Raw genomic sequence first — 11,209 nt, forward strand, 5'->3', positions numbered from 1 at the left:
GGCCCCTTTTTTAAGCAGTCCGTGAAATGCTCGTTCTGAGCTTATCTTTTTTTCTCTAAAAAACCCGACTAAAACGCCAGATAGATAGTCTGCTGCCATACAAATAGCAAGGGCAACCACTAAACGGTCAAATCCTCCAAGTAAAAAGGCAGCGCTCGCTGCGCCGCCCCCAACTACAAAAGTATAAAATGTATCTGTTTCCTGTCTCATCTACATCCTCCTCATCCCCTTTCCGGGGAAAAAATAAAAACGCCTTGTGGCGCTTCGTTTTTATCCAAAAATCCCTCCGCCGGCTCTAATTGAGCCTGTCGCATATATATCGCCTTTCACGTAGAGCTCGCCACTCGTTTCGATTTTCATACTTCCTTTTGATGGTACAATCACCAAGTTGTCTCCAGTACTCAAAGTAATACCGCCTGATTCACGTGGTGCAAATATTCCAATGTACTCAATGTCATTCACTCCGTATGTGCCAAGCGTGCCTAACCGTTGTCCATATTTGTTGTATATTTCGATACGTGGCTCAGAGTGACTCGCATCTATCTGAATGATTTTTTTTCCATTTTTGTAGCATACAAGGGTGGCAGGAGGCTCGAGGGCCACATACGTATCCGCGCCCTCTACATTCGTCTGAAAGCGTGTAGAGTACATTTCACCGTCAGTCACTTTTATTCCGAACTTACCCGGCTTATACTCCCCAATTCGCACGCGCTCATTGTTGTTCGAATCAATCACATGCATACCCGTACCGTCCAGGTACACGGCGTTGCTTGCCAAAATCTTTACCAGCGCTGCATTCAGTATGCCTGCATTAATCACATCTGCTGTAAATCCCGAGCCGGTGCCAAACGTACGCCAGTCCCACTCGTTGCCATTCTTTCTGTCCGCAATGGCGAAGATACCAGGGCCGATGTAAAGCGCACCGTAGTCGGGCGAATTCACATCTGTGTTCTCAAAAAGAATGCCCTTGTCCTCCATCACTTGCGCGTTTGCCATCGCCATGCTGCCCGTAATGCGCGTTTTCAGCGTATTAATGATACCTTCCAGAAAAGAGGCATTCACATTCCCCTTCGAGGTTGTCACTTTTTGAATAGTATCTTTCGCATCGTTCAGCTCGGAGAGGAAGTCAGACAGCCCTGGTCGGAAGTTTGCGAGTACAACTTTGCTGCGCCACGGCTCGTATGGGTACTTCTCATACTCTACCACCCTGGCAAAGACATCAATACCAAGTTCTTCGTCAATGACTCGCACGGTATCGCCTAATTCGATAGCTTCTGTGTCGCCGTATTCCGCTACTGCTTGTAAATCGATTAGGTCGACTTCATACGTCACTTTCGGCACTTCAACTGTCTTCAAATGTTCCTGACCTGCTTTGTACAACTCATCCGGGTCCTCAATGTCATTAAATGTGATACTTCCCTTCTTTGGTCGAGGATAGTTGCCGATATACTGGCTATCAAGATACGAAAGCTTCGCCGTGTTTTGACTAGCTCCCTCGATGCCAAGACCGTCCTTTCCATATACATATAACCGAGTAACGACGCCCCGGCTATCTACTGTTTTCTTGATGCTTTTCAGGTTCTTCCGGTATCGAATCTGAATACCTCTATTCTCGCCGCGTTCCGGAAGCAAGGTGACACGAAACTTGCCGTCCTGCCCGGGTAACCCAGCGCACATTACTTCTGCATTCCATTCTTTCAGCATCAAATTGATAGCCGTGATGGGCGTACCGTCTTCAACCTCTAAGTCCCGGTTGCCAGTAAGTCGAGTGGCATCAGCACTGAACCGGGTTCCGTTCAAGAACCGATCCAGAGCAAACTGCGCCGTGACGTTGATAAGTTCCTCGTACTGAATATACTCGTCCAGCAATTCAGTGAAGATATGCTCACATTGGACATTTGAGAGCAGCTTCCCTGCCCCGTCTCGCCGTTCTTCGGTAGTTCGGATGATATACAAGTGTCCATCTACTTTGACGAAGTTTTCGATTTGAATATACTCCCACTTCGGATCGTTTCTTGGAAGCACAAATTCGAGTGTATGTTCTTCGTTCAGCTTTTCATACACTCGAACGTCTTTGGCATTCTCCAAGATAGCCAAGCCGTAGCCTTCATATTTGGTATCAAATTTGTCGTAAACAATCGGTTGCAAAATCTCACCTCCTAATACGAGCGTTCACGATAACGTGTAATAAGTTCAATATTTCGTGCACTGTTTTGGTCAGAATAGAGCAGTGTATTTTCGCCAGGTTGAAGTTCTAAGAATGGGCCAGAAAGCTGATTCAGCACATTCCGACCATTCAACACCGCTGTCATTTTATCCATGTCGATCACGAGCTGCTCGCCCGGTTGAATTGGTCCGGTAAACCGAATGGTTTGCGTCTGCATGCGCCGACCTATAGCAACCAGTTCGCTTTGTGCTTCAAGTGTGGCCTGTAAGCGAGTAGAGATAACAAACTCTGTTTCGCTGCTCGCTTCAATGGTAGCAGCACCGTATCGGTCCCGCGTGGCAACAAGATCGGTTTCGCTTTCTGCCGTAAGAACAGCTTTTCCGGCATAGTCAACAGACGCTCGGGCAATCAATTCGCTTGTCGCTTCCAGAACAGCAACGGCATATTTGTCTGTACCTTCTATAACCTCGCGATTAAAAGGCATCGTGTTAAATGCGCCGCGATTAAACATTTATATCCCTCATTATGCTTGGTTTTTCATTTCTTCATCAATCAGATATTGCGCTACTGGCTCGCGATATTCCTCTTGCGGTAGTGTCTCAATATCCATACGGCCTACTTTCACTAAATATACATAAGCACGCAAAATATACGGCTTAATCATGCGGATTCTCCTTTCAATTGCTTAATTTCTGTTTGAAGTTTTAAAATAGTCTCTTCTTGTTTTGAGAGACGTATCTCTTGTGCAATGATTGCCTCATATGCATCAGCAAGCGGATTGGGTTGTAACTCACTCGGCTTTGTCAATTTATCTATCTCATCTTGCGTCAAACCTTCCGTCCATTCTCCTTCAACCCAGCGTGGTTTGTACAATCCTTGTGGCGGGTCGACGGTGATGATGTTTTCATCGTTGACAACGTCGCCTTGCTCGATGAGGACAGGTTCAAGATAGAACCCGTTTTCATCTATGCGGTGTACTTGTATGAGCATATGTTACCTCCTTTATTGTTCGGCTCGGAAACTAACCGCAAGATTTATCCATGTTAAACTTCCGGCTTCACCTATTCTTACTGTCCCGTCACTGTTTACAACAATTGGTATACCTTTATGGTCTGTTGGAGAATTGTTTGTATCAACAAACAACAATATATCTGTTTTTGGTCTATACCCTGCCGGAAGAATAAATAAAGGCGTTTGTGCTGCTGTTATTCCTGCCATCATCCGAATACACACATTTACTATGTCAAATTGGTCTTTGTAGTAACCCAGCATAACACCGGTGCCATTCGGTACTGACCATCCATTTAGAAGAACTGGAACAATCCATTGCCCCTGTTGCTTTCGTGCATACTGCGTCTCAACCACGCTAACCCTTGTCGCTAAATCCGCCTGGTCTTGCGCTAATTCCGCTACCACTCCGGCTAATTTCGTGCGGTATTCCGCCTGTAAGTCGATAAGTGGGGCGGTATATAAATACTTATCTAATACAATGTATGATGCAGAGTATAGAGCTGCCGGATCATAATCTGTTGTTAATACACCTGCTTCGGAAAGACCATATCCTGTTATAGTGTTTGTCCATATCGTCCAGCTTTTATCAATAATTTCATTCTTATATACGGCAAGGATTTTTTCTGCACGATTTTTAAACCATGTACTCTGCAATCCATTTGCGTTTATCCAATATCTTGGTAACGATAAACCGGGATTTGCATGCTCTCTTCGTACAACCCCTGTCCCGACTTCAAGCAAATTATCCCCTTCGTGCAAAGAAATTTCCCCTTCGGATGTTACCGGGACTTCGACTGGTGTAGCGAGTTGGTAGAGTAGGCGGTATGGAGTGAAACCTGGAGCTATTGTTGTTGGCAAAGTTGTTGTTTCCCCGCTACCATTTACAGAACCATCGGCAAGTCGAGGACTCCATCGTTTTGTACCGCTTGTGTAGGTGGTGTATGGTCCACCATCACCGTGCATTTTCCATCCATAAAAATACGCTTTTATCTCGTCTGGTGTCGGCGTATAGTTCTCGCCCCAACCGCTGTCTGTATCAGATATTGTGATGGCTAATGTTCCATGCGGGTAAGCTGAACCTTCCCAATAATCAATAAAAGTATCAACATCCTTACCTACACCGTTATAGTTAAGTATTTTTCCATCGAACTTAACAACTCTAGAACTATTTTTCCCTACCCAAGCGATAAATTGACTTCTTATTTGAACCCTCTTATTCCCCGTGTTATCCTCCGTCAATTCCCACGGCAGACTTCCATCCAGCACGACTTCCTCAAACCACTTTACCTTCCGCGCCTGTCCGTTATCGTCGAAGTACAAGTGGTCTGCTACGCCTGTTACCGGGTTTCCGTGGAAGGTAGCGTCGATGAGCATGTAGTCGTCGTTTTGTGGCTCGAAAGGTAAGGGGGTGTCTCCGATATTGAGCATCGGGTTTTCAAAGGTAAATGTACCTGCCGCTGTGCTTGTAGCAAGTACTCTAGCTTTTACGGCATTTGCTGGAGCTAATACTGTTTGTGTAGTTTGATTTGGCGGAGAATAACTTATGGTATTTCCATCTTTATCAATCCACTCAATATTCATGTACCCCACACTAACAGTATTAGTTATATAGCTAAGTGTGTAAGTCTGTCCACCGATTACAGGAACATCAAAACTAGAATATTGTGTGGATGCTGTAGCGTTTAACGTTAGTTTGTACGCACTTTCAACCTTTGCGTTAGAGTTCAAAGTCCACTCCGTAAACGGCGGCAGAATGTTTTTACCATACCGGATGATATATGGATTCCGAACGCCTTTTATGTCGTCTACATACGGGTACTTGGCGTTAATCTGCGCATTCGTAAGGCTGTCGATAGTAGTATCCCCGGTAATATCGTAGACGGCAACTTTTTCACCGGATGCCCACGAAAGAGCAAGCGAAGTAACGCCGGTTACTTTATACGGTGTCATTTGACTCGCTCCGTTTACCGTTACACTCGTACCACCTTCGTTGATGATAAGGTATGTTTTTGCTGCATCAATTGTAATAGTTGCTGATGTTGCTGTACGTCCTAAACGCCCAAGTAGATTCACTAGTGTCCGACCTTTTATGTTCAGCACATTGAACGGCGTACTACGTGGGACGGTAACAATGTTAAGGCCGGGGAGTAGGGTAGTTTGAAACGGTATTCCTTCCCCGATCTGCGCCGACATCTCTTCTATATTCTCTATCATTGCTGCATAATCATATTCAGTAAAAAAGCGCCCAATCTGCGTTCCAGCAGACCAAGCTCGCGCAGTACCCTGAAAACCCCGTGTAACGCCTGTCAGTGTGTTTCCAGATTTCCCGGTATAAAGAACCGTCTCTGCGTTTTCCCCGCCGCCAATCGTCGCCAAATTCGGCGCATCAGGTAGCTTTGAGCCGTCCGTAACTTCAATGGTGTTCTGTGTATCGTCAATCGCCGCGACAAGCGAAGTCAACGGTGAATTCACAATTGCTGGATACATTGTTTGCATACATCATCACCCCAACTTCAGCGTAAAATCTCCTACCATTGCCCGGAAACGATCACCAGCGTCTATTTTCTTTGGATTGGCAAGCGCGCCATAATACAGCAAATTTCCACCTGTGGCCGCATCCCGGAAACCTATGTGCGTAATAGTTCCCCAGTCCGTTCCTGCCTTTGGAAAGGCAATCTCAATGTCATTCGCAATCTTCGCTTTTCCATCCGCTCCCTGTGTAGGCTCCCCAAATGTGATTTTTTGCCTTGCATAGTCCACCGCCGCCACTTCCGTCCCTATGTCGGCGTCAGTCGGGTCATTGGTGTAGAGTGCAATATAAACAGTGGTTGGAGGTGTAAAGGATACACCACGTAGCAGATTTAATACTGCTGTTTCCAAGTAATTAGACATTGCCATACTCTTTCTTCCCTCCTATTCAATCTCTGTTTCAACCGTGAGCGTGAATCCGTTGAGCACCGCACTGCCGGTATTTTTCAGGACAACAACCGGCTTCGTCGGTGCTGTACCGCCTACTATTTCGGTAAACTCGTAAGGCGACGTTGCGATAATGCGCTTCTCCGCTCTCTCCTGAACACTATAAGCAAACGGGTCGCATCGGAACTGTAATGTAAATTTCCCGAATCGGATAAGCGCTTCTAAGTCAATTTGATTCACAAGCCTTCCTAAATAAAAAACGCCTGGTTCATCATCAAATACCAGGCGCTGCTTGTCTTTTGAGTACAGCCATGCAGCAATTTGCCGCGCCCTATAGCGCAAGTCATCCCGACTATCAGCTTTTACCCAACACTCTATTTCGATCGTGATGTCTTCGAGCGTGCCATCAGAAAACGAATAGCTTCCATGTCGGCCAGGTATGTCTTCATACTCTTGCCGTATGTTAGGGAGCAGAGGGCGCTTCTTCGACTGTATCCGAACGCCCATAGAGCGTGCTGATATACCTTTGTAGGTGAAGTCACTCATTACTTCCGCCCCCTTGCTCTACTACTACTCTGCGCACCATTTAAGATTGTACTGCCAATCTCCCGACCCAACGCCCGGATATCTTGCTCATCGCGAATGACGAAATTCGCTCCCTCAAACATGCGCTCGAAATAGAATTCCTGCTTCGTACTCGCGCTGGATGCCACTACCTTTGCCCCGACAGCTCCCAGAGAAGCAAACGACAAATTCGGATTTACCATTGCATTCATGGCTGCGTTGATGGCTTTTGTATCAAGACCTTCAAGTAGCGTGTCAGAAAAGGCGTTCCACCATTTATCAAGCGTAGAGAGTGGTCCTTCCTTTGCCGGGGAATTCAGCTTCAACGGTCCCTGCACCGCACTAGCGATTTTATTCGCCGCTTGCTTCACCCGGTCAAATGCGCTTTCCAGACCGTATGCGAACATGTTACCGAGCGTCTGGCCGGACTGGTAGTATTCGCGATTCTTTGATTGAAGCGTGCTAACGATTTGATTCTGATTCTGTTCAACCGTGTTCAGCATTTCTCTTGCCTTCCGCTTCGCATCTTCGAGCATTTGGTCCCGTGTACGCTCTGCATCGACTTTTTGTTGTTCCAGCTGTGCAAGCTGCTGCTTGGTGCTTTCTTCAAGCATCCGCAATTCTTCGTCAAACGATGCTTTCAAGTCTTGTTCACGCTGCTGATAGTACGCCTGACGTTGCTGTTTTTCAAGTTCAAACTGCTCTCTCTGACGCTCGAATTCAAGCTGCCACTGCTCTTTCTTTTGTTCAGCCGCTTCTTTGATGTTGTTAATTTGCTCCTGTAACGCCGCTTTCTGTTGTTCACGACGACGCGCCTGCTCATCGCGCTCAATCTCAGTTTGTATCTCTTCAATTTGCTTGAGTAGGTCAGCCGCTTTCTTTTGACCCTTTGCTGAAGCAGACACTTTGTATTTGTCATATTGCTTTCGAAGCTCAGCTAACTCTTTCTGACGGTCGGCGTCCTTGTAGGCGTACTCCTGGTCGCGACCTTGCCTATCAATTGCATCTATCTCCGCTTGCAGTCGTTTTATAGCTGCATTTGTCTCATCGTCCAACATTTTTATACGTTCTTGGTGAGAACGTTCATACGCCTTCTGTCGACGGTCGATACTATCTAGCTCTGCTTGTTCTTCGCGCTTCAACGCATTGAGGGCAGCGTCCCGGCGCTGTTCTATCGCTTCTTTTTGACGTTCAGCAGCTTCCTGTACGGTTTTTGTAGCTCGGTCAATTGCCTCTATGGTCTGTTTGTATTCTTCTTCAATTGCTTTCGTAGCAAGTTCTACACGCACTCGGTATACTTCTCGATCTGCTTCTTTGCGTTCAGCCGTTCCTAGCTTGTACCGCTTCTGCACTCGTTCCCACGCTGCAAGTTCTTCTTCAAGGGAAAGCTCGTTGTAGTATTTTTTCTCTTCTATCCATCGCTTGGAATTCTCGAAGCTAGCTCGTTCCATCTCCTGTTTCACGCGATAGATTTCGCGTTCGGCTTCTATTCGCTCTTCCGTACCTTTCTGCAAGCGTGCGGCCACTCGTTCCCATGCCGCAAGTTCCTGTTCAAGCGAAAGCTGATTGTAATACTTTTTCTCGTCAATCCATTTTTTCGATGACTCGAACTGTTTCTTTGCTTGCTCAGAAACGATTTTCGTAAGATTTTCTTGTGTCTTACTTATTTTTTCGCTGACTTGGCGATGATGTTCTGGCAACTTAGCGTACTGTTTGTCGATTTCACGCAAAACAGTGATATATTGTTGAGCGTTCAAGACACCTTTGTCAAACTTAAACTGCGCCGTCTTCATCGCTTCTGCAAAAGCTTTGTTGTCGGTTGTGCGCTGTTGCTGCTTACTACCACCCTTGGATGCGACTGCTGCATTCTTCTTAATCTCAGCAAGTGTCTGAGAGATAACCGCTTCTTCTTTTGGAGCTGCCAGTTTTTGTGCTGCCTGTGCGATGATTTTGTTTGCACCTTCAACAACCGCTTTTGCGCTTGCTACCCGTTTGGCTACAACGCCTTTGAATGTCCGAATCATATTGAACAGATTGGCTTGCTGCTCTTTGGTAAGCACCATCTCATTGCGAAGCAGACGTACGTCTACTTCGTTTGATTTCGGAGGTGTACCCATCAGTGCCGGACTTCCACCACTGTGAAATTTCGGAAGCTCATGAACGGTACCGCCGCTATGCCTTTTTGGAGGGTTGTTGTTTCCACCAAAAATACTGGGCAATTTTATTTCTTTTATCTGCTTAGTTACGCTTTGGACAAGGTTGATAGTCTTTGTAAACGGCGTCTTTAGCCAATCCATAAGCCTCTTAATCGGACTGTCGTTTACTTGTACGTTTACTTGTTTTGTAGCAGGTTTTTGAAGCTCTTTATTCAGTTCGTTGGCTTTTTTCTTTCCGTCATCGATTTGCTTTCCGTCAACTGGTTTTTCTATCTTTTTACCTAACTCTTTATTCATTTCAGTAGCCTTGCCGGTAGCTTCATCGATTTTTTTACCAACCTTCGTTTGTTCTGCCTGTAAGTTTTGTATAGCAACTTTCGTTTCTAACAGCTTCTTAATTTCTGCATCTGTCTTTTCAAGTGTCTTCTGTTGTTCGGCATTCCAATCTTTCCCTGCTTTCTGTTTAGCAAGAAGCTCAGCACGAGTTTGCATATGCTTTTTAAGCACCGCATCAATAGCATCAACTTCTTTTCCAACCGAAGCATTAATGCCTGCTTGTTGTGCTTGACGCTGAATAAGCGCTTGATAAATCTGCTTCGTTTTTTGGAATACTTGGTCAAGATTAGCGAGTTCTTTTTGTGCTTCCAACTGCTGTTGCGATTTCAAAACAAGAGTATTGCGCTCTAACGCAAGTGTACCCTTCAAGTTGTTTAATCTTTCTTCTGCTGCGCGTTTTTCAAAGAAATTCCCGTCTTGCTTGACTTTTTGGTAATTCATTTCTGCTTGCGTTACTTGATTTTCAAGCTGTTTAATGAGCTCTTTTTGCTGAACACGTTCTTGTTCAAGTGTTTTAATTCGTTGTACCGTTTGTGCGTACTTTTCAAGATTTTGCGTCATCTGTGCGTCAACGTTTGCTTTTTGCGTTTCGAGTTCAAGCTGCGACTTCTTTGCAAGTTCAGCAACAAGATTCTTCGCTGCATCCGCACTCTTCGCAAGCGCTTCGCCTTCTGCACTAATAGCTTGTGCTGTTTCTGGCGCTTGTCGAATAAGATCACTGTTCGCCTTGAAAAAGTTCTGTAAATGCTCGACGGATACCCCTGATTTTTTTGCAAGTTCGTCCAGTTCTTTCTTAAGTACAGCTTGGCGTTCAGGATTTGTCTCGTGAGCAATTTGCTTCTGCAAGTCCATGTACCGCAGTAATTCCGGCTCAGAAAGCTTGATAGAACTACGCAAACTTTCATATTCTTTGATGGTATTTTCAAGCGCGCCGCGCTGTTTATTTAGTGCGTCTACCTGCTCGAGCGTAACCTCTTTAACTTCTTCTGTTTTGTTAGCAAAGAGCGTTGCTGCGCCTGCCGCTAGAGATAACCCTGTGATTGCAAGACCGATAGGATTAGAGATAAAAGCAAAGCGTAAGGCTGTCAATGCACCTGTCGCTCTTGTAAGCCCTGTAGTAAGCAGAGTCGTACTCGTTAATGCAATGCCTTGAGCAGTTGCAAAAGCAGACTGAACCATCGTTGCACCCACTACGGCCGTCTTATAGACACCCCAAGCGATTGCCACACCACCAATCAAGCTACCTACTGACTGGAATGAACTTGCAAAGTCACCGAACGCGCTTGCTGCACCTTTCAGATCGCCGTTAATCGCAAGAGCAATCGCTCGGATGAGAGGCTCAATGGTTTTCAACGCATCCACTAAGACCGTACCAGCGATACGACTAATGCTTTCTAGCGCATTTTGAACAGCAGGCCATACAGAGCCATTCGCGTCCTGAAATGCCTGTACCACTGGCTTGAATGCTAGAAGTACATCTTTCCATATCTGCGACAACACAGGCCCTACACGATCCCAATTGTCAATAATCACAGTGGCTAGCAAAGAGAAAGCAGTCAACATTGGATTGAGCTTTACAAAGTCCGCCACAAATTTTGCTAGTGCGAGAGGGGCCGCCCTAAACGCTGTAGCTAAAGCCGGGCCAAGTCCTGCAAGCATCTTAGGCAATCCTGCGATAGCCTTCTTAAACATATCGAAGCTTTTTGTCATCTGTACGACACGAGGGGGAAGGACAGCCATCGCGCCCGCCTGCATCCCTTTCATGGCAAGACCTAACGCTAAAAATGCATCTTTTGAAAAGAGTAGACCATACGCCAAAGGAGCCAGCAAACCTACGAAAACTGTAAGGGCTGCACCTCCGGCCAATATGTGCGAAACAAAGGTGGCAAAACCAGGATTGTTACGCAAAAATTCAGTAGCAGCTGCTGTCATACCCGTTAGTTTGTTTCCTATTGCTTCTATGGTAGGACCAAGCGCATCGAATAATTGCTCTATTACGTTAGCAAAATTCCGCCATGCTTTTGCCATTGCCTCTACGCCTGCTTCAGCATCCCCCATA

9 protein-coding genes are annotated in these 11,209 nt (G+C 45.9%); all 9 read right to left on the reverse strand.

The annotated features are described in order from the left end of the window. On the reverse strand, positions 1-210 hold a 210-nt coding region (locus tag BLR88_RS17635), incomplete at its 3' end, for a phage holin family protein (protein ID WP_139185022.1). Positions 211-270: 60 nt separating this feature from the next. Then, on the reverse strand, positions 271-2,148 hold the full coding sequence (locus BLR88_RS17640) for a phage tail spike protein (protein WP_175493678.1): 1,878 nt from the start codon (positions 2,146-2,148) through the stop codon (positions 271-273). An 11-nt stretch (positions 2,149-2,159) separates the two neighbouring features. Beyond that, on the reverse strand, positions 2,160-2,678 hold the full coding sequence (locus BLR88_RS17645) for a phage distal tail protein (RefSeq protein WP_091261450.1): 519 nt from the start codon (positions 2,676-2,678) through the stop codon (positions 2,160-2,162). A 12-nt stretch (positions 2,679-2,690) separates the two neighbouring features. After that, positions 2,691-2,831: a CD1375 family protein gene (locus BLR88_RS19785; protein WP_175493679.1), complete on the reverse strand. Its 141-nt coding sequence runs from the start codon at positions 2,829-2,831 to the stop codon at positions 2,691-2,693. Then, positions 2,828-3,157 carry a hypothetical protein gene (locus BLR88_RS17650; RefSeq protein WP_091261453.1) on the reverse strand — a complete coding sequence of 110 codons (330 nt, stop codon included), beginning with the start codon at positions 3,155-3,157 and terminating at the stop codon, positions 2,828-2,830. Before BLR88_RS17650 ends, BLR88_RS19785 begins: the two co-directional genes overlap by 4 nt. Before the next feature lie 12 nt (positions 3,158-3,169). Next, entirely contained in the window at positions 3,170-5,674 is a 2,505-nt protein-coding gene (locus BLR88_RS17655) for a hypothetical protein (RefSeq protein ID WP_091261455.1), read from the reverse strand. A 6-nt stretch (positions 5,675-5,680) separates the two neighbouring features. Further along, a complete protein-coding gene (locus tag BLR88_RS17660; protein WP_091261458.1) occupies positions 5,681-6,076 on the reverse strand; it encodes a phage tail fiber protein in 396 nt (131 codons plus the stop codon). 15 nt (positions 6,077-6,091) lie between these two features. Further along, positions 6,092-6,640 (reverse strand): distal tail protein Dit, encoded by a 549-nt coding sequence (locus BLR88_RS17665; protein ID WP_091261460.1) that lies wholly within the window; start codon positions 6,638-6,640, stop codon positions 6,092-6,094. Continuing rightward, positions 6,640-11,178, reverse strand: a complete 4,539-nt coding sequence (locus BLR88_RS17670) for a hypothetical protein (protein WP_139185023.1) — start codon at positions 11,176-11,178, stop codon at positions 6,640-6,642. Before BLR88_RS17670 ends, BLR88_RS17665 begins: the two co-directional genes overlap by 1 nt. Positions 11,179-11,209 lie beyond the last annotated feature (31 nt).

It is taken from the genome of Aneurinibacillus thermoaerophilus (genome assembly GCF_900099925.1).
GTDB classification, from domain to species: Bacteria; Bacillota; Bacilli; order Aneurinibacillales; family Aneurinibacillaceae; genus Aneurinibacillus; species Aneurinibacillus thermoaerophilus.